Source organism: Streptomyces sp. NPDC005774 (genome assembly GCF_042871645.1).
GTDB classification, from domain to species: domain Bacteria; phylum Actinomycetota; class Actinomycetes; order Streptomycetales; family Streptomycetaceae; genus Streptomyces; species Streptomyces pratens.
The window spans coordinates 55984-71590 of sequence record NZ_JBIAIV010000011.1; the positions used below are offsets into that span (position 1 = coordinate 55984).

The 15607-nt window shown below is 71.3% G+C and carries 20 protein-coding genes and 1 pseudogene; 12 read left to right on the forward strand and 9 right to left on the reverse strand.

What is annotated here, in order from left to right:
• The first annotated feature begins 12 nt into the window (after positions 1–12).
• On the forward strand, positions 13–147 hold the full coding sequence (locus ACFYQA_RS13080; RefSeq protein ID WP_388915789.1) for a hypothetical protein: 135 nt from the start codon (positions 13–15) through the stop codon (positions 145–147).
• 35 nt (positions 148–182) lie between these two features.
• Here the strand turns inward: ACFYQA_RS13080 and ACFYQA_RS13085 are convergent, their stop codons facing one another.
• The 3 genes from ACFYQA_RS13085 to ACFYQA_RS13095 form a co-directional block, all read right to left on the reverse strand.
• Positions 183–1229 carry an alcohol dehydrogenase catalytic domain-containing protein gene (locus tag ACFYQA_RS13085; RefSeq protein WP_388915792.1) on the reverse strand — a complete coding sequence of 349 codons (1047 nt, stop codon included), beginning with the start codon at positions 1227–1229 and terminating at the stop codon, positions 183–185.
• Positions 1230–1317: 88 nt separating this feature from the next.
• The gene (locus tag ACFYQA_RS13090) at positions 1318–2880 is read right to left on the reverse strand and encodes an AAA family ATPase (protein ID WP_388915795.1); all 1563 of its coding nucleotides are present in this window, start codon (positions 2878–2880) and stop codon (positions 1318–1320) included.
• Positions 2881–2902: 22 nt separating this feature from the next.
• Positions 2903–3778 carry a universal stress protein gene (locus ACFYQA_RS13095; RefSeq protein WP_388915798.1) on the reverse strand — a complete coding sequence of 292 codons (876 nt, stop codon included), beginning with the start codon at positions 3776–3778 and terminating at the stop codon, positions 2903–2905.
• A 187-nt stretch (positions 3779–3965) separates the two neighbouring features.
• Here ACFYQA_RS13095 and ACFYQA_RS13100 point away from each other — a divergent pair, with 187 nt between their 5' ends.
• A complete protein-coding gene (locus ACFYQA_RS13100) occupies positions 3966–4775 on the forward strand; it encodes a universal stress protein (protein ID WP_388916137.1) in 810 nt (269 codons plus the stop codon).
• 159 nt (positions 4776–4934) lie between these two features.
• Here the strand turns inward: ACFYQA_RS13100 and ACFYQA_RS13105 are convergent, their stop codons facing one another.
• A complete protein-coding gene (locus ACFYQA_RS13105) occupies positions 4935–5180 on the reverse strand; it encodes a hypothetical protein (RefSeq protein WP_388915801.1) in 246 nt (81 codons plus the stop codon).
• A gap of 18 nt (positions 5181–5198) precedes the next feature.
• Here ACFYQA_RS13105 and ACFYQA_RS13110 point away from each other — a divergent pair, with 18 nt between their 5' ends.
• The 5 genes from ACFYQA_RS13110 to ACFYQA_RS13130 all read left to right on the forward strand — a co-directional run bounded on the left by ACFYQA_RS13110 (position 5199) and on the right by ACFYQA_RS13130 (position 8377).
• Complete coding sequence (locus ACFYQA_RS13110; RefSeq protein WP_388915804.1) at positions 5199–5453, forward strand: hypothetical protein; 255 nt, start codon at positions 5199–5201, stop codon at positions 5451–5453.
• Positions 5454–5464: 11 nt separating this feature from the next.
• Positions 5465–5749 carry a DUF1876 domain-containing protein gene (locus ACFYQA_RS13115; protein WP_388915807.1) on the forward strand — a complete coding sequence of 95 codons (285 nt, stop codon included), beginning with the start codon at positions 5465–5467 and terminating at the stop codon, positions 5747–5749.
• Between the two features lie 128 nt (positions 5750–5877).
• Entirely contained in the window at positions 5878–6348 is a 471-nt protein-coding gene (locus ACFYQA_RS13120) for an Hsp20/alpha crystallin family protein (RefSeq protein WP_388915809.1), read from the forward strand.
• A gap of 139 nt (positions 6349–6487) precedes the next feature.
• Positions 6488–7369: a pyridoxamine 5'-phosphate oxidase family protein gene (locus ACFYQA_RS13125; protein ID WP_388915812.1), complete on the forward strand. Its 882-nt coding sequence runs from the start codon at positions 6488–6490 to the stop codon at positions 7367–7369.
• A gap of 15 nt (positions 7370–7384) precedes the next feature.
• Positions 7385–8377, forward strand: coding sequence for an Acg family FMN-binding oxidoreductase (locus ACFYQA_RS13130; protein ID WP_388915819.1), 993 nt, complete (start codon positions 7385–7387; stop codon positions 8375–8377).
• Positions 8378–8447: 70 nt separating this feature from the next.
• Here ACFYQA_RS13130 and ACFYQA_RS13135 read toward each other — a convergent pair.
• Together ACFYQA_RS13135 and ACFYQA_RS13140 are read right to left on the reverse strand one after the other, a co-directional pair.
• A pseudogene (locus ACFYQA_RS13135) lies at positions 8448–8666 on the reverse strand (TrkA C-terminal domain-containing protein); the annotation flags it as partial.
• Between the two features lie 199 nt (positions 8667–8865).
• Complete coding sequence (locus ACFYQA_RS13140; RefSeq protein WP_388915822.1) at positions 8866–9267, reverse strand: hypothetical protein; 402 nt, start codon at positions 9265–9267, stop codon at positions 8866–8868.
• A 151-nt stretch (positions 9268–9418) separates the two neighbouring features.
• Here ACFYQA_RS13140 and ACFYQA_RS13145 point away from each other — a divergent pair, with 151 nt between their 5' ends.
• The 3 genes from ACFYQA_RS13145 (at position 9419) to ACFYQA_RS13155 (ending at position 11770) form a co-directional block, all read left to right on the forward strand.
• A complete protein-coding gene (locus ACFYQA_RS13145; protein ID WP_388915825.1) occupies positions 9419–10729 on the forward strand; it encodes a cation:proton antiporter in 1311 nt (436 codons plus the stop codon).
• A gap of 268 nt (positions 10730–10997) precedes the next feature.
• Positions 10998–11366 (forward strand): carboxymuconolactone decarboxylase family protein, encoded by a 369-nt coding sequence (locus ACFYQA_RS13150; protein ID WP_388915828.1) that lies wholly within the window; start codon positions 10998–11000, stop codon positions 11364–11366.
• Entirely contained in the window at positions 11363–11770 is a 408-nt protein-coding gene (locus tag ACFYQA_RS13155; protein WP_386397296.1) for an SHOCT domain-containing protein, read from the forward strand. Before ACFYQA_RS13150 ends, ACFYQA_RS13155 begins: the two co-directional genes overlap by 4 nt.
• A gap of 75 nt (positions 11771–11845) precedes the next feature.
• Here ACFYQA_RS13155 and ACFYQA_RS13160 read toward each other — a convergent pair whose 3' ends face one another.
• The 3 genes from ACFYQA_RS13160 to ACFYQA_RS13170 form a co-directional block, all read right to left on the reverse strand.
• The gene (locus tag ACFYQA_RS13160) at positions 11846–12520 is read right to left on the reverse strand and encodes a CBS domain-containing protein (RefSeq protein WP_388915831.1); all 675 of its coding nucleotides are present in this window, start codon (positions 12518–12520) and stop codon (positions 11846–11848) included.
• Between the two features lie 130 nt (positions 12521–12650).
• Entirely contained in the window at positions 12651–13286 is a 636-nt protein-coding gene (locus ACFYQA_RS13165; RefSeq protein ID WP_388915834.1) for a V-type ATP synthase subunit D, read from the reverse strand.
• Positions 13287–13537: 251 nt separating this feature from the next.
• Positions 13538–13897: a SpoIIE family protein phosphatase gene (locus tag ACFYQA_RS13170; RefSeq protein ID WP_388915836.1), complete on the reverse strand. Its 360-nt coding sequence runs from the start codon at positions 13895–13897 to the stop codon at positions 13538–13540.
• A 174-nt stretch (positions 13898–14071) separates the two neighbouring features.
• Between ACFYQA_RS13170 and ACFYQA_RS13175 the strand changes: the two genes are divergently transcribed.
• Complete coding sequence (locus ACFYQA_RS13175; protein WP_326755691.1) at positions 14072–14287, forward strand: hypothetical protein; 216 nt, start codon at positions 14072–14074, stop codon at positions 14285–14287.
• Positions 14288–14415: 128 nt separating this feature from the next.
• Positions 14416–15309, forward strand: coding sequence for an SDR family oxidoreductase (locus ACFYQA_RS13180; RefSeq protein ID WP_388915839.1), 894 nt, complete (start codon positions 14416–14418; stop codon positions 15307–15309).
• The last annotated feature ends 298 nt before the right edge of the window (positions 15310–15607 follow it).

Consider the following 15607-nt stretch of genomic DNA (forward strand, 5'->3'; position numbering starts at 1 on the left):
GACGCGCTCGAGATGGATTCGCTGGACTTCCTGACCTACATCGAGATTCTGGGCGAACGGACCGGCATTCGTATCGACGACGAGGACACACCGCAGCTCACCACGCTGTCCGGCAGCGCCGACCTCCTCGTCGCCCACGGGAAGTAAAGGTGCCGTCGACCCGGCGCGGATCGGAGGACCGGTTACCGGGGCGGTGCCGGCAACTCGCGGTGCAGCACGACTTTGAGGGCGCCGGTGTCCGGGCCGTGCGAGAAGGCCTCGTAGGCGTCCTCCATGCCATCGAGGCGGAACCTGTGGGTGACGAGGGGCGAGACCGAGAGGCGTCCGAAGAGCAGCAGGTCGAGCAGCCAGGGCGTGGAGAAAGTGTCGACCTGGCCGGTGCTGATCGTCACGTTCTTGCGCCACAAGGCCTCGAGATGCAGGGTGGCCGGTTTGCCGGGCATGCCGATGTTGGCGATGTGCCCTCCCGCGCGCACCACGCGTGTCGCCAGGAGGAAGCTGTCCGGATCGCCTGCGGCCTCGATGACGACGTCGGCGCCGGGCCCCTCGGACAGATCGGCGACCATCCGCCCGGGCAGTTCGGCGGCATGGGCGCCCATGCGGGTGGCGGCTGCCAGCCGGGAGCGGGACAGATCCACCGCGACGATCCGGCGCGGCGAGTAGAGACGGGCGACGATGACGGCGGCAAGCCCCACGGGACCCGCGCCCATCACGACGACGGTGTCTCCCGGGCTCACGTGTCCGTTGCGCACTCCGACCTCGTAGGCCGTGGGGAGAAGCTCGGCGAGCAGGACCGCCTCGTCGAGGGGGAGGTTCGGGGGCCGTCGGTGCGTGGAGTGGTCGGCGAAGGGGACGCGGACGAACTCGGCCTGCGTCCCGTTGATCATGTTGCCCAGGATCCACCCACCACCACCGCGGCACTGTCCGTACATGGTGTCGCGGCACGGCGGGCAGTGTCCGCAGGCCGAGACGGACGACACGATCACCTGTTGTCCGGGACGCCGGGTGTGCACCCCGCTGCCGGCTTCCACCACTTCGCCGACGGCCTCGTGGCCGAGGATCGTCCCCGGCTTCACCTCGGGGAGGTCCCCCCGCCGGATGTGCAGGTCGCTTCCGCAGATGGTGGTCGCGTCGACGCGCACGATCGCGTCGGTGTCGGCCTCGATCACGGGATCGGGCACCGTGTCCCAGGAGGTCTGTGCAGGACCGTGGTAGACGAGTCCTCGCATGGGGGCTCCCTCCTTCGCCGTCTCCTCTCCACCGTCGCCCTGGAAAGGCTCCCGGGCAACACGGAAGGCCCGCACCGCCTCGGTTCCGTCAGTGCGACTGCGTGTAGGGGCGGCGGAAGACGGGGGCCTGGCCGGTGCCCCACGGGCGCAGGGCTGCCAGCGCACGGACGGCCGCGGCCTCCAGGGGGCCGCTGGTGTCGACCGTGACGGCCTCGGGCCACGGTGGCTCCTCGGCCGCCATGGCGGTGGCGACGGCGAGGTCGGCATCGGACGCAGATGCTCCTGGGGCGCGAGAGGTGAGGCGCGCAGCCGACACGTCGCCGGGGACCTGGCAGTGCAGGGCCACCAGGTCGGCACTGGTGCGTTCGGCCGTGCGCAGGGCTGCTTCGCGTTGTCCCGCGTCGGACCAGGTGGCGTCGAGGACGACGGACTCTCCCGAGGACAGCAGGGCGGACGCACGGTCGAGCAGGGCGGCGTAGGTCCTGGCGGTCCACTCCGGTGTGTACAGCCCTTCGCCGTAGCCGGCCGCCGCGGGCTGCTCCGCCGGGATGCCGGCCAGCTCCTTGCGGAGGCGGTCGCTGCTGAGCAGGGTCACCCCCAGGCGGTCGGCCAGGGCCCCGGCGAGCGTGGATTTCCCGCTGCCCGGCAGCCCGCCCACCAGCGTCAGACCGACGGCGGAGGTGCGAAGGTGTCGCAGCGTCGCCGTGACAAGCCGCCGGGACGCCGCCTCGGCACCGGGCGCGCCTTGACGTGACTGGATCAGGGAGACCTTGGCGCGGACGAACGCACGGTAGGCCACGTAGTGGTGCCACAGGGAAGGGGGCGCGGGGTCGCCGGAGTACTCGCTGTACCGGGCGAGGAGGCAGGCGGCGGATTCCGGGGCGCCGAGCTGTTCCAGGTCCATGGCGAGGAAGGCGGCGTCGTCGAGGCCGTCGACGAAGCGGAGGCGGTCGTCGAACTCCAGGCAGTCCAGGATGCGGGGGCCGTCGTCGAGGCAGAAGACGTCCTCGGCCAGCAGGTCGCCGTGACCGTCGACGATCCGTCCTTCCCGGACGCGTGTGTCGAACAGGTGCTCGCGGCCGACGAGATAGCGGCGCACCAGCCGCTCGACCTCGTCGATGCCGTCGGGCAGGGGGATGTCGTCGGCCAGGGCACGGACCTGCCCGAAACTCGCTTCCCACCTCGATGCCAGAGCGTCGCGGGTTCCCTGTACGTCCACTTCCGGGCCGCGGCGCGCGTCCGCGTGGCGTGCGGCGAGCTGCCGGGCCACGGTCCGCAGGGCGTCGTCGACGGCGGCTCCCTCTCGTACCAGACGGGACAGGCGGCGGTCCGCCGGCATGCGGCGCATCACGACGAGCGGTTCGGCCGCGTCCGTATGCGGCAGCCGGATCTCTCCCAGGCCCAGGTAGACGTCCGCGGCGAAGCGGCGGTTGAGGGCGAGCTCCTGTTCGCAGGCGGCCCGGCGGGCCGCCACCGTGGTGTAGTCCAGGAACTTCAGATCGACCGGTTTCTTGATCTTGTAGGCGTGATCGCCGAAGAGGAGCACGATCGCGGTGTGCGTCTCGTGCAGCTCCGCGCGCGGAAACGTCGCACCATCGGGGCCGGGGCCCGGACGGAGTACAGACGCGTCGGTCCGGTGTGCGGCTGTCATCGCTTCCTTCGGGGCATCGGGCTCAGTCATGGGGGACGACGGCGACAGGGCGGCGTGCGTGAGGGATGGCGGCCTGGGCGACGGGGCCCGGACGAGGTGCCGGAATGCGGCGGTGCCGGCGCCGGCCGATGATCAGCAGCCCGGCGCTCCCGGCGGACCGCAGGACCGCCCTGGCGGGGCTTTCCAGCCCGATGTTGTCGGCCACCCCCACCCGCGGGTACTTCTCGAGCCAGAGGTGAAGGACCTGGTCCAACTGCTTCCTCGCGTCCTGCGTGATCCCTTCGGCGACGTCGTGGTCCGCCCTCCAGGGGACGTAGGCGTGGACGGGCAGGCTCCGGCCGTGGACGGCCCGCAGCGGCACGTTCCGCGCCGAGGCCTCGGCGAACGCGAACCCGAGCGGGCCGTCGCAGGGGCCGTGCAGCTTCAGCGCGAGCACGGCATCGCCTGTCCCCCCGGGTGCGGCCGGTGGTGCCTGCGCGCGGGATTCGGCACGGACCAGGACGACCGGCCGCTCGGCCCGGGCTACGACGGACATGCTGATGTCGCCGAGGAAGCAGCTCTCGACGAGCTCCAGCCCCCGCGACCCGAGCACGGTCGTCTCGGACTCCGACGCCGCGTGCGGCAGTGCGTCCCGGGCCTCGTCGGCGACCAGGTTTCCGACGATGGCGAGACCGGGTTGGCGCCTCTGGAGTTCCGCCTGTGCGTTGTGCACCAGCCGGTTCGCCCAGTAGTTCTGGTCGATTTCGGAGGGCACCTTGGTGGGTTCCGGCGCGAGCATGGGCCACGCGTGCAGCAGACGCAGGGTGAGATTGCGGCGCTCGGCCTCGTCCGCGGCCCAGCGGGCGGCGGAAAGACTCTCGGGTGAGCCGTCGAGGCCGACCGTGATCACTGGCTCCATGGCGCCTGCCTCCATCTCGTAAGAAACTGGACATGACGATGACCGGGGTCACCCCTCCGGAAGCGTCGGCAGACCGCGCAGCGCCGCCGCTCATTCGAGAGTTACCGCAAACCCCTCTGCGGCGCACTCGGACCCGAAGCGGGCCGGCACTCGAAGGGTGGAGTCCGGCAAGGGATGAGGTATGGCTGTGTTGGTTCCCCTGGTGGTCGGGGTCGACGGGTCGGAGTCGAGCCTGGAGGCGGTGGACTGGGCCGTCGACGAGGCGGACCGGCACACGGTGCCGCTCCACCTGATGCACGCGGCGGCGCCGGGCCAGGACGCGTCCGGCCCGATCACCGCCGCCTCGCAGCGGGCCGGAGGGGGCGCCACCGGCGTGCGGCTGTCGAGCGAGGTACTGCGCGACGACGCGGCCTCCGCCCTGGTCGGCGAGGGACACAAGGCCTTCGCGCTGGTGCTCGGGTCCAGTGGGGTCGGAGAACTCACCGGGCTGCTCCTGGGTTCGGTCAGCCTCGCCGTGGTGGCGCGGGCGGACTGCCCTGTCATCGTCGTGCGTGGCTCGCAGGAGCACCGGGCCGGCAGGTTCGGGAGCGTGGTCGTGGGGGTCGAGGACGGTGAGGGAAGCGACACAGCCGTGGAGTTCGCCCTCCGCGAGGCTCATGTACGGCGCTGCGAGCTCGTGGCGGTCCACGCCTGGAGTGCGCCGCTCGGCGCACTCTCCGAACCTCTGCCCGGGTCGTGGTACGCCCTCGAGGCGCACCGTCGCCCGCCGGCACAGGTGCTCGACGACGCTCTGCGCGGCCCTGCGAAGCAGTACCCTGACACCGCCGTGACGTGCCGGGTGGTCGAGGGACCGGCGCGGCAGGCGCTGTTGGGGGCTGCGGCGGAGGCGGATCTGCTCGTCGTCGGTGCCGGTGAACGGCACGGCCGTCCCGGCCTGATCAACCACGCGTTACTGCATCACGCACCGTGTCCGGTCGTGGTCGTACCGCAGAAGTGACAGCGCGCCGGCGGGAACCGTACCGAGGGCCGGCCCCCAAGGCCTGAAGGACCGCCCACCAGGGACCTTCGGCCCAGTGACCGGGGCCTGCCGCCGTTCGACGGTGAGAAGTGGAGCGACCAGCGGTCTGCTGGAGGCCCGACGATGAGTACCCGAAGTTCACCGTACGCGTCCGGTCCGCTGCCACCGCGCGGGGATGAGGCGCCCAAGGGGCGGAACCCCCTGATCCGGTACGTCGGACCGGGTCGAGTTCTGGTTGCATCGCGTGCTGATGATCGTCCTCGTCGTCGGACCGCCGATGGCAGGACTCGTCGCGGGCAGGACGGCGTACGAGTCGTCGATGCGCACGGTGCAGGCCCAGTCGGCCGAGCGGCAGCAGGTCAGTACCCGGGTGATATCGATCACGAGAATGTCGGCCAGACGGTGCAGGAGCAGGCGCAGGAGCAGGCGCAGGCGCAGGTCCGCTGGACCGACAGCAGCGGCACGGTGCGGACGGCAACTGCCCTCGTGGAGCCGGACACGTCCAAGGGCGCCACGGTGCGGGTGCGGGCGGACCGGGACGGAACCGTCACCAGCCCGCCGCTGACGAAGCCCCAGGCCGTGACCAATGGCTGGTTCGTGGGAGGCATGGCGGTGATCAGTGTGGCGACCGGGCCGTACCGGTCCGTCCCGAGCTGAGGAGGAGAGCGATGTCGCACACCGTGGAATGGAAGGTTCGCCTCTATCTCTTCGAGGAGGGGGGAACGACGAAGGCCCGCGCGGTGATCGACACCGGAACCACGGTGCTCACCGGTCACGGGACCGCACACCGAAATCCGGCGGACACGGAGGTGCCGGAGATCGGTGACGAGCTGGCGGCGGGCAGGGCCATACAGGATCTGGGCCGGCAGCTGGTGGAAATCGCCGAGCGCGACGTCGAGGGCACGGGCGCGACCGGGCCGGACCCCCGTCCGGCCGCCGGGTGGTCGATGTGACCGTAGTCTGCGCCTCGGCCGGGGACACCTTGTGGGTTCGACGCCCGCCCGGGTACCCGGCCTCGTGGGCAGCGGATCCGTCTCTGCGGCCGGATGCGCCGGGGATCAGGAACCAAGGAGGACGACCGATGACGCTTCCAGCACACCGCGGCAGGGATTCGGTCTCCGGATGGGCCCCTCTCCGGGAGCTCGAGGAGCTGCGCGCCCGGATGGATCAGCTCATGCGCGCCACCCTCCCCTTCCCCGGCGGCGGTTTCCCCGAGGCCGGGGCGGCCGAGGCGTGGGCGCCGCCGGCCGACATCGAGGATACCGAGGACGCCTACCCGATGGAGCTGGAGCTCCCCGGTGTGGACAAGGACCGGATCACCGTGGAGATCGAAGACGGCGAGCTCGACGTCCACGGCGAGATCAAGCAGAAGGAACGCACGGGTGTACTCCGTCGGCAGACCCGGCATGTCGGACAGTTCGACCACCGCACGAATCTGCCTCCGAACGTCGACACCGAACACATCACCGCGGAGTCGACCAACGGAGTCCTCACGGTGCGCGTCCCGAAGGCCCAGAAGGCCAAGCCACATTGCATCGAGATCACGGGCTGAGGGTGGCGGGGCCGGCCGTCGCGGTCCGTGCGGCCACGGCAGGCCGGTGCCCGCCTCTTCCATTCCGGCGGTCTTTCGTGAAGGGCATGTCAGGGGGGCCAGTTGCATTCATCGGTACCTTGCGGAAAGGGCGGCGATCATGCGAGCTCATCTCGGCGACCACCTCGTCATCGAGAGTCCGGCAACCGGCGCCACCAGGCGCGACGGCGAGATCGTCGGGCTCCACCACGAGGACGGGACCCCTCCCTACGACGTGCACTGGTCGGACACGCACGAGGTGACGCTCGTGTTCCCCGGACCCGACGCCCACGTCAAGCATCTCGGACACGAGCCCGAAACCGATGCCGGGGCCGGCGCGCCCTCACCCGCCGGCGCACCCGACCCCGGCGACATCGGCCGGCGGGTGGCCACCGAACGCCAACGACGGGGCCTGAGCCGGGAAGAGACGGCCCGCCGCGCCAGGATGGCGCCGGACTACCTCGCCTATCTCGAAGAACACCCTGGCGACCCCAGCCTGGCGACTCTCATCAGGCTGGCCGCGGCGCTGGGCACCAGCGTCCAGGCGCTGCGCGGGAGTGGCATCGATCTGCCGCCCGGCCAGGGCATGGCGCTCCTGCACCCCGAGCTTCGGGACCTCGGACCGGAGGAATGCCGCACCTTGCTGTCCACGCACGGGGTGGGGCGCGTCGCGGTGACAACGCCCGAAGGGCCGGCGGTGATCCCGGTCAACTACGAAGTCGTCGACGACGCGATCGCCTTCAGGACCGCCCCCGACTCCGTGCCCGCGGCGGCCGTGGGATCGGAGATCGCCTTCGAGGTCGATCATGTGGACGAGGCCATGAGCCAGGGCTGGAGCGTGCTCGCGGTCGGCCCCGCACAGGTTGTCACGGAGCCTGACGAGGTGCGACAGCTGGCCGAACACGCCCCCACCACACCGTGGGCCGGGGGTGTGCGCGAGATGTGGGTGTCGATCCGGCCCACACACCTCACGGGACGCCGCATCACTCCGGCCGAACAGTGAGCGGGAGGCACTCCTGTGAACCAGCAAGCACTGCCGGACGAGCGCGTGACGGCCCTCGTGTACGACGCAGCCGCCGCCCCGTCCATGCACAACGCACAGCCGTGGCGCTTCGGCTACTTCCGGGGCAGCCGTACCTTCCACGTGCGCGCGGATCTCGACCGCGTCCTGCCGCACTCCGACCCGGACCATCGCGCCCTGCACCTCGGTGGCGGCGCCGCTCTGCTGAATCTGCGGGTCGCGCTGGCCCACGAGGGATGGCACCCGGCGACCCGGCTGCTGCCCGACCCGACCGACCCGGCGCTGCTCGCCGCCGTACAGCCGACCGGTCCCGGGAGCGGTGAGAGCGGTCTCGCGGCGCTGTATCCGGCGGTCCACCAGCGGCACAGCAGCCGTTTCCCCTTCGAGGAGACGGAGATCCCGCAGGAGCTGCGCACGGCCCTGGTCGACGCCGCCCGCGGTGAGGGAGCGATGCTGACCTTCCCGTCCTCCTGGCACCTGCAACAGGTGCTGGAACTGCTGGAGGAGGCCGAGGCGCGCAATCTCACGGACCGTGGCAGCAACCAGGACCTGGCGGAGTGGACCCGGATGAATGCTCCGTCGGTGGACACGGCCCGGGACGGAGTGCCCGACTATGCCTTCGGGCCGCGCAAACGCGGCGGCAAGGCGCCCATGCGCGACTTCGCCGGGAGCAGGTCGGTGCCCGGCCGCGGCACCGCCGAGTTCGAACGGACCCCCCAGCTGGCCGTCCTCAGCACCACCCACGACCGCCCGGAGGACTGGCTGCGCGCCGGCCAGGCCATGGAACGGGTTCTGCTGCTGGCCACCCTCGAGGGCCTGTCCAGCTCCTTCGCCACTCAGGCCCTCGAGTGGAGCGACCTGCGCTGGCCGTTGCGCGACCCCGTGTCCGGGGCCGGGCACATACAGATCGTGCTGCGCCTGGGATACGGCCCCAAGGGCCCCGGCGCCCCGCGACGCCCGGTGCCGGACATCCTCGACATCCAACCCTGACCGGCACCCGGGCACGGCTGAGACCGGAACGTCGTTCCCGGTCTCCGGTCTGCTGAAAGGCCGCGTGGATCTCCTGCTCGGTGGCGGCGTGGGACACGACGAGAAGTTCATCGCCGGGCCGCAGCCGCATTCCGGGGGCGGGGACCGTGGGCCGGCCCTCCCGGACGACGGTCGCGACGACGGTGCCCGCCGGGAGGGCGATCTCGGCGAGTGTGTGGCCCGCGGCGCGGGACCGCGGGGTGATGGCGGTTTCGATGACGTCGAGACCCGCCTTGCTCAGGCGCAGCAGAGCGACGGTGTCGGTGGCGCCGGCCGCCGATGTTGCCGAGCAACGACCGCGCCGCTGTGCACGTCACTCGGCAAGGGTGACGCGGGGAAAGTTCCCTCGTGCTCAGGGGCCGAGGCGGGGTACGGCGCTCACGGCAGGCAGCGCGACGAGCATGTCCTCACGTCCTCTCGCCGTGGGTGGCGCTCCGGGCCCTGCGTCATTACTCCCGCACGACGCACAGGGCCCAGATGACGAAGGCGTACAGCGCGATCAGGGTGAGTGACCATACGGGGTAGTAAGGGATCGACAGGAAGTTGGCGATGAGCAGCAGTCCCGCGATGCCGATCCCGACGACCCGGGCCCACAGGGCGCGCGAGAAGAGGCCGACGCTCACACCCATGGCGATCACGCCGAGGATCAGCTGGATCCAGCCCCAGCTGGTCAGGTCGAACTTGAAGAGGTAGTTGGGGGTGGAGACGTAGACGTCGTCCTTGGCGATCGCCATGATGCCCCGGAGCAGATCCAGGAGACCGGCGATGAACAGCAGGACACCGGCGAACGTCACCAGCCCGCCCGCGGTCCCCTCGCCTGCCTGCGAGCGGTGGTGGGTGGTCGTTGTCATGTTCGCTTCCTCGCTTCCTCGTGAGCCGCAGCGGCCAGTGCTGCACCTCCGAGCATGTGAGGCGGCCTGCGCGGAGTGATCACCCGTGACGGGTGAGGTTCGCGAGGCGGATCGCTGGTGCTCTGGGAACCCAGGGACGAAAGGGCCGCGCATGAACAGCGATGCCTGGACAGGTGTGGCGCTGGCGGGCGTCACCGCCGCGTACGCACTGTGCTCACGGCGGCTGGCGTCGACACCGGTGTCGTCGGCGATGGTGTTCGTCGGCTGCGGGGTGCTCCTGGGGCCCGCCGTGTGGGATGTCTTCGATCTGAAGCACGACGTGGGGCAGATCCTCACCCTGCTCGAAGCCGCCCTCGCCCTGGTCCTGTTCACCGACGCCATGATCGTGCGGCCACGGGACCTGCGGTCCGGTGGCTTCCTGCCGGGCCGGTTGCTCGGCATCGGACTGCCGTTGAGCATCGCGGCCGGCTGGCTGCTGGCCTGGCCCCTGCTGCCCGGACTGACCGTCTGGGAGCTCGCACTGGTCGGCGCCGTCCTCGCGCCGACGGACGCGGCCCTCGGCAAAACGGCCATGACCAGTCCACGGGTCCCGGCACTCGTACGCCAGGGGCTCAACGTGGAGAGCGGCCTGAACGACGGCATGGTACTGCCGTTCTTCCTTCTCTTCCTGGCCGGTATTCCGGGGACGTCCGCCGCTCAGGAGGGGGTGGCGGGCGTGTTCTGGCGGGCGCTCGTACTGAGCACGGTGCTGGGCCTCCTGGTCGGCGCCGGGTGCGGCCTGCTGCTGCGGTCGGCGCAGGCACGGGGGTGGATCTCGCGGGAGTGGGAGCAGCTCTTCGTCCCGGCCGTCGCCATGGCGTCGTACTCGCTGGGCGTCGTCACGAACGGGAGCGGCTTCATCGCCGCCTGGGTCGCCGGCTTCTCCTTCGGATCCGCCCTGCGCCGGTACGGGGCCACCGGGCCGGCGGAGGGCCGGGTGGAGGGTCCCGATCCCACCGCCGACTTCACCGAACACCTCGGCGGGCTCCTGGCCTCGGTCAGCCTGCTCGTCTTCGGCGCGGTGCTGCTCGGTCCGACGCTTGAGGAGCTGAGCTGGCCGGTCGTCGGCTACGCGGTGCTCAGTCTGACCGTCGTACGGATGCTGCCGGTGGCCGTCGCGCTCGTCGGCAGCGGACTACGGCTGCCCACGGTGGCGTACATCGGGTGGTTCGGGCCACGGGGTCTGGCGTCCGTCGTGCTGGGTCTGCTCGTCCTGGAGGAGCACGTCCACGGGATCGGGCTGCTGGGCAGGGTGGTCGCGGTCACCGTCGGCCTGAGCGTCCTCCTGCACGGCGTGTCGGCGGTCGTCCTCGCCGACCGGTACGGCCGCTGGTATGAGGAAACCACGGCCACGGGCCGGGAACTGCACGAGGGGACCCCCGTCCCCGAGGTCGGCCGACGGCGGCGCGTCACCGCTCGCTGACGTCGAACGCCCCGGGCCCGGGTGACGTGGCAGGGCTCTGCCACCCGTGACGGGTGAGGCGGGACGAGCCGCCCGCGCCCACGGTGGAAGGACAACCGGGTCAGGGCCCGGGGCAGCGAGGAGAGTGCCATGGCCAAGCCCTTCCGGGGGAGGATCGCCCTCGACCTACGTGACGCGCAGCCGGACTGGGCTGGTACGGGGGCTGGTTGACGACCGACTGAACGGTGGGACACCCACGGACGGTGGACCGGAGGAAAGGAGCCCGGAGATGGCCGGGGAAACGATCGGGGCGGAGGGAGCCGGCACGACGTCCGGCGAGGCGGAAGCCCCCGTGTTCGACACTCTTGTCCAGATGACGCTCGACGCGTTCGAACGATCCGGTCTGGACCCGGAGACGTATCTGCTGACCCGCATCGCGGCGCTGGTGGCCATGGGCGCCTCTCCAGCGTCGTACCTGCTCAACGTCGGCGCCGCCGACGACATCGGCGTGCCACCGGAGAGAATCCGGGGCACCCTCGTGGCCATCGCCCCCATCGTCGGCAGCGCCCGTGTAGTGACCGCCGCCCGCGGTATCGGTGAGGCCTTCGGGCTGCCCCTGCTGCCCGGCGGAAGCGAGGAAGAAGGAGCGGTGACATGAATCTGTCCTACGACTACCCGGTCCTCGGAGCATTCTGGACGGCCATGTGGATCTTCCTGTGGGTCCTGTGGATCATCCTGCTCTTCCGGATCATCGGAGACATCTTCCGGGACGACACGCTCGGCGGGGCGGCCAAGACGGGATGGCTCGTCTTTGTGGTCGTGCTGCCCTTCCTCGGCGTGTTCGTCTACGTCCTGGCCCGCGGCAAGGACATGGGGGGCCGCGAGGTGCGGCACGCCCGGGCCCGGCAGCAGGCGTTCGACGACTACATCCGTGAGACGGCGGGCAGCGGCGCGGGGCGCGGGGACGAGGTGGAGCAACTCGCCAAACTCTCCGAGATACGTTCCAGGGGCGACATCACCGACGCCGAGTTCCAGCGGGCCAAGGAGAAGATCCTCCACTGAACCGGCGGGAACGGGCGGGGCGCCGCCCCTGGACCGGTCGGCACGCCGACACGTGGTCCACGGGCGGGGCGCAGGCTATGCGCCGGTGGGGAAGCGTCGGGGGTCGTCCGTGCGGTACGCGATGTGCTCGGAGACCGAGACCACGCCGTCGACACTCCGGCACAGCCGCTCGATGACGGGAATCATCATCTTGACCTCGACGGACCCGTCGAGGGTCACCTTCCCCTCGTGCACCTCGACTGTGACCTGCTCCGCGGCAGGACCCAGCGTCCGCCGCAGAACGTCCCCGGTGATCTCGTCGTGGATGGCGTCGTCGCGGCGCAGGAAGATCCGGAGCAGGTCGCTCCGGCTGACGATGCCCTGGAGCCGGTCGGTCTCGTCCACCACGGGCAGTCGCTTGACGTTCTGCACCGCCATGAGGCGGGCCGCCTCGACCACGGTCCATTCGGGACGCGCGCACACGGCAGGGGCCGACATGAGTTCCTCGGCACGGGTGCCCTCGGCCTTGGCCCGATCCCACGCCTCGAGGTGCGGGATCGGCGTCCGTCCGGACGGGTCGGGCTGGGCGGAGGACTTGCGCAGCAGATCGGCCTCGGACACCACGCCCATGGGCCGGTCCAGTTCGTCCACCACCGGTACGGCGGTGATGTCGTTGTCCTCCAGCAGTCTGACGATTTCCTTGAACGGCATGTCACGCGGCGCCCGGACCACGTTCCGGGTCATGAGTTCTGCGACCGTGCGGTGGTGCATGTCGCTTCTCCGTTCCGGTTGGCGGTCCGGCTGCTCGGATACGGCACCCCTGCCGGGTTGCCTCGGTTACAGCACCATTGTGGGGAAACGGGGACGCCCGTGCGAGCCGGGCTCGGCCGTCGCGGCCTTCTCACTCACCGCCCCCTCTGCCGCCCTCCCGGGTACGAGCTGCCCGGCGGCGCCTCACCGCGTCCTCGTGCTCGGCCTGCTCCAGGGCGAGTTCGACGCGGTCCGGCGCTGACCCGAGGCGGGGTGTCCAGTGCCGTCGCAGGGCGCGGACGCGTCGGCGGGTGCGCATCAGTTCGGCCTCGACGATGTCCCTGGCCGCCCGGGCCACGGCGTACTCGGCCGCTGCTCGAAGCGCCTCACGAAAAGCGGCCTCCGCGTGGATCAGGGCGGTGTCGGCCGGCGCGGCCGAGGTGGGAGTGCGGTCCGGCACGGAGCAGGTGACCGTGAACGGGTGGCGGACCCCATCGTGACGGCTTCGACGGTCATGATGCTCGCCGGGCCGGCTCCGGCTGCCGCGCCGTCGAGCGCGGGTTCGCCGCCGAGCAGGACCGCTCTCAGCAGCCATGTGCCCATCCCCCGCACGATCGTGCCACCGGCGGGCAGCGCTCTCCTCGGCGCGCCGCAGGTGCTCGTGGCGGGCGCGCAGGATGCGCAGCTTCTGTTCGAGGAGGTCGGCGCCCCGGCGGGCGACCGTCAGACGGTGCCGCAGGTGCAGGCACCCAGCGCGGGAGGGTGGGATCCGGAACGGGGCCGTCACGGGAGCGTCCCTTCTTCCTCGGGCATCTCGGATCCTTCATCCTGGTCTCCCGGGGCCTCCCGCGCGCCGTGCTCGTCGAGCAGGGCGGCGGGCAGCCGGCGGCCGGAGTACCGGTCTCGTGCCCTCCTCCGGAGTCCCGGACCGCTTCCACGGTCCGGTCCTGCCTCGGCGATCGTCCGAAGGCGGGCGGCCTCCTCCGTCAACCGGCTCGCGGTCGCGGAGCGCCGCGGGTCGCTTGCGGCGGTCATCAGCTATCGCTTCGTACGGCCGGGTGAGGCCTGCCGGATGTCCGCACCGGAGCTGACGTGCCGCTGGATCTCCTGGGGACCGTGCCAGTCCAGGCACATCACGGTGGCATCGTCTTCGAGCCGGCCGCCGGGGGCTGCGTCCCGTACCGCGGACGTCAGCATCAGCGCGGTCTCCCGCGGGTGCAGGTTCCGGGCGCGCTCGAGCAGGTCGGGCAGCTCGACCTGCTCCCCCTGACGTTCGAGCATGCCGTCGGTCAGCATGAGCAGACGGTCACCGGGCCGCAGCTCGATGTCCTGGACCCGGTAGGGGCGGGACGCGAGCGCGGACAGCCCGAAGGACTGGTCCACCTCGCAGGTGATCACCTGCGCAGCCCCCTCACGCAGAGTGGGACCGTCCCGGGTTCCCCCCGGCCGGTGGCGGGTTCAAGCGGGTGGATTCGTTGGGCCGCATGGCCGTCATCCGGGCGCGTCGCTCGACGCGCCCGGATGGGATGGACAACAGCTCCTGTCCCCGTATGCCGAAAGCAGAGGTCCCTCATGATCGTCAAGAAGCTGCACGAATCCGGCATCCGTGCCGAGCACGCCTACACCGCCGGCTTCATCTCCATCGGGATGTCCGTCATCGCCTGGTGCGCTTCCCTGAGTGTGGAGAAGAAGGGCGAAGAACGCGCCGACCGCCTGGGCATCTTCGTCGGTGAGTGGGCCCCCACGTTCTTCGCCCTCGGTCTGGCCTTGTCCACCTACGAAAAGTGACGGCAGACATCGCGTAGCGGCTTCGCAGGCCGTCGTGCGGTCGGTGCGACGGTGCCCCGCATGCCGACGGCGGCGGCCGGCCCTACCGTGAGTGCAGGGGGACGCCACCGCGGGAGAGGAACCGTTCCATGCCGGTCACCGAGAGCCCGCTGCACGGACGGACCGCTGTCGTGACCGGAGCGGCACGCGGTCTGGGGGCGGCGATGGCCCGGGACCTGGCCGGCCGGGGTGCGCGGGTGGCGCTGCTCGGTCGTGAGGAGAGAACACTGGCCCGGGTCAGGGATTCCCTGCCGGCGGGTGTGTCCGAGTGCTGGGAGGTCGACGTCACGGACGACCGGAGCATGGCCCGGGCAGCCGCGGACATCCGTGCGCGGCTCGGGCCTCCTTCCGTCGTGGTCGCCAACGCGGGAGTGGCCGAGGGCGGCCCGTTCGCCGAGTCCGATCCCATGAGCTGGCGTCGGGTGGTCGAGGTGAACCTGATCGGCAGCGCCGTCACGGCCCGGACGTTCCTCGGGGATCTGTTCGAGAACCGGGGCTACTTTCTCCAGGTCGCGTCGCTCGCGTCCATCGGCGCGGCCCCGATGATGAGCGCGTACTGCGCGTCGAAGGCGGGGGTCGAGTCGTTCGCCCACGCGCTGCGGGCGGAGGTGGCCCACCGGCGTGTGGGTGTCGGGATCGCCTACATCAACTGGACGGACACCGACATGATCCGCGACGCCGACGCGTACGCGGTGCTGCGGGAGCTCCGGGGCCACATGCCGCCACCGGCGCGCAAGGTGTACCCCGTCGAGTACGTGGCCGGCCGGCTGGTCACCGCGATCGAACGGCGCCGGCCGTCCGTCTACGTGCCCCGCTGGCTGCGATCGGCCCAGCTCGTGCGCGCCGCGATGCCCCCTGTGGTGACGATGCTGTCGCGGCGTGAACTGCCTCGTCTCGCCGCCGAGGAGCCGTTCGAGGCCACGGGGCTGCTCGGCGCCGGCGGCCGGGCCGACCAGTTCGGCTCCCGCCCTCCGCACCGTTAGAGCCTCCCGTTCGCATCATGCCGGGCTCGCGGGCGCGGCCGGCCGAGAGCGGCGGGCCACCGACGTGTCCGCCGGGATCGGCGTCGGCGACCTCGTGTCGCGGACCGGTGGCATCCGACCAGTGCCGCCCGACCGGTACCGCCGACCGGACCGGCTCACCGGCCTCGCACGGGCGCGCCGTCGGGAGCGCGCCCCGAGATGACATACCGCCATGCCGCCCACGCCGCTGGGCCGGTGGAGTGACTGTCCTCTGGGACGGACCCCGTAACGGGAAGGAATCAGCGCATCCACACAAGGG

Bases quoted from the DNA above. Each gene is read 5' to 3' on its own strand.
- ACFYQA_RS13125 (WP_388915812.1), top strand. From the start codon at position 6,488: ATGCGAGCTCATCTCGGCGACCACCTCGTCATCGAGAGTCCGGCAACC.
- ACFYQA_RS13155 (WP_386397296.1), top strand. From the start codon at position 11,363: ATGAATCTGTCCTACGACTACCCGGTCCTCGGAGCATTCTGGACGGCC.
- ACFYQA_RS13140 (WP_388915822.1), bottom strand. From the start codon at position 9,267: ATGACAACGACCACCCACCACCGCTCGCAGGCAGGCGAGGGGACCGCG.
- ACFYQA_RS13090 (WP_388915795.1), bottom strand. From the start codon at position 2,880: ATGACAGCCGCACACCGGACCGACGCGTCTGTACTCCGTCCGGGCCCC.
- ACFYQA_RS13120 (WP_388915809.1), top strand. From the start codon at position 5,878: ATGACGCTTCCAGCACACCGCGGCAGGGATTCGGTCTCCGGATGGGCC.
- ACFYQA_RS13085 (WP_388915792.1), bottom strand. From the start codon at position 1,229: ATGCGAGGACTCGTCTACCACGGTCCTGCACAGACCTCCTGGGACACG.
- ACFYQA_RS13180 (WP_388915839.1), top strand. From the start codon at position 14,416: ATGCCGGTCACCGAGAGCCCGCTGCACGGACGGACCGCTGTCGTGACC.
- ACFYQA_RS13160 (WP_388915831.1), bottom strand. From the start codon at position 12,520: ATGCACCACCGCACGGTCGCAGAACTCATGACCCGGAACGTGGTCCGG.
- ACFYQA_RS13145 (WP_388915825.1), top strand. From the start codon at position 9,419: ATGAACAGCGATGCCTGGACAGGTGTGGCGCTGGCGGGCGTCACCGCC.
- ACFYQA_RS13095 (WP_388915798.1), bottom strand. From the start codon at position 3,778: ATGGAGCCAGTGATCACGGTCGGCCTCGACGGCTCACCCGAGAGTCTT.
- ACFYQA_RS13115 (WP_388915807.1), top strand. From the start codon at position 5,465: ATGTCGCACACCGTGGAATGGAAGGTTCGCCTCTATCTCTTCGAGGAG.
- ACFYQA_RS13150 (WP_388915828.1), top strand. From the start codon at position 10,998: ATGGCCGGGGAAACGATCGGGGCGGAGGGAGCCGGCACGACGTCCGGC.
- ACFYQA_RS13080 (WP_388915789.1), top strand. From the start codon at position 13: ATGGATTCGCTGGACTTCCTGACCTACATCGAGATTCTGGGCGAACGG.
- ACFYQA_RS13175 (WP_326755691.1), top strand. From the start codon at position 14,072: ATGATCGTCAAGAAGCTGCACGAATCCGGCATCCGTGCCGAGCACGCC.